The sequence below is a fragment of the Nguyenibacter vanlangensis genome, from assembly GCF_013376155.1.
GTDB lineage: Bacteria > Pseudomonadota > Alphaproteobacteria > Acetobacterales > Acetobacteraceae > Gluconacetobacter > Gluconacetobacter vanlangensis.
Genome location: NZ_JABXXP010000781.1, coordinates 1 through 1,241, shown reverse-complemented (window position 1 = coordinate 1,241; position 1,241 = coordinate 1). Strand labels below are relative to the sequence as shown.

General features: G+C 69.5%; 2 protein-coding genes. Both read right to left on the bottom strand.

Annotation, left to right across the window (positions count from 1 at the left end; translation table 11 throughout):
• The coding region (locus HUK84_RS18975; RefSeq protein ID WP_176641609.1) for an acetyl-CoA carboxylase carboxyltransferase subunit alpha at positions 1-859 on the bottom strand (859 nt) is incomplete at its 3' end.
• A gap of 36 nt (positions 860-895) precedes the next feature.
• A partial coding sequence (locus tag HUK84_RS18970; RefSeq protein ID WP_176641608.1) for a tyrosine-type recombinase/integrase occupies positions 896-1,241 on the bottom strand: 346 nt, incomplete at its 5' end.

Sequence of the window (1,241 nt, the reverse complement as noted above, 5' to 3'; positions counted from 1 at the left end):
CGATCGCATCGCCCACCGCGCGGATCGTCGCCTCGGGATCGCGCTGGGCGCCGCCCAGCGGCTCGGGGATGATGCGATCGATCAGGCCCAGTTGCAGCAGGTCCTGCGCCGTCAGCTTCAACGCGTCGGCGGCGCTGGTGGCCTGCTTGGGATCGCGCCAGAGGATCGAGGCGCAGGCCTCGGGCGAGATCACGGAATAGATCGCGTGCTCCAGCATCATCACCCGGTCGCCCGCGCCCAGCGCCACGGCGCCGCCCGAACCGCCCTCGCCGATCACGGTGGCGATCACCGGCACCGGCGCGGCCAGGCAGAGATCGATCGACCGCGCGATCGCCTCGGCCTGGCCACGGGCCTCGGCATCGATTCCCGGCCAGGCGCCCGCCGTATCGATAAAGGTCAGGATCGGCATGTCGAACCGCCCCGCCAGGTCCATCAGGCGCTGCGCCTTGCGATAGCCCTCGGGCCGCGCCATGCCGAAATTATGCTCCAGCCTGGTATCCAGGTCCGCGCCGCGCTCGGTGCCGATCACCACGACCGGACGGCCCTGGAAACGCCCGAGCCCGCCGACCACGGCCTTGTCCTCGGCGAACAGCCGGTCGCCGGCCAGCGGGGTGAAGTCCTCGATCAGCGTGCCGATGTAATCGACCGCGTGCGGACGCTGCGCATGCCGGGCCACCTGCACCTTCTGCCACGGGGTCAGCTTGGCATAGGCCGCGCGCAACTGCTTGTCCGCCTTGTCCGTCAGGCGGGCGATCTCCTCGGCGAGGTTGATGCCGTCGGGACCGGACATCTTGCGAAGCTCGTCGATCTTGTCCTCAAGCTCGGCGACGGGTTTTTCGAAATCTAGAAACTGGCGCATGCCGTGCGGATAGCACAGCCACGAATCCTGCCAAGCTTATTCCGGCGGAAAACCGCGTCCGATCCCCTTTTCCCCCCTTCCCGCCGCCCGGGCCAGGGGATGGGATTCGACCGCCTGGCGCAGGCGCTCGGCCAGCACGTGGGTATAGATCTGCGTGGTCGCGATGTCCGCATGGCCCAGCAGGACCTGCAACGCCCGCAGATCCGCCCCGCGCGCCAGCATATGGGTCGCGAAGGAATGGCGCAGCACGTGCGGCGACACGCGCGCCGGGTCCAGGCCGGCACGCAGCGCGACCTCGCGCAGAATCCCGTCGAATCCCTGGCGGGTCAGGGGCGTCCCGGGCGTGCGGCCCGGAAACAGATAGGGACTGCGCAGGTCCCGG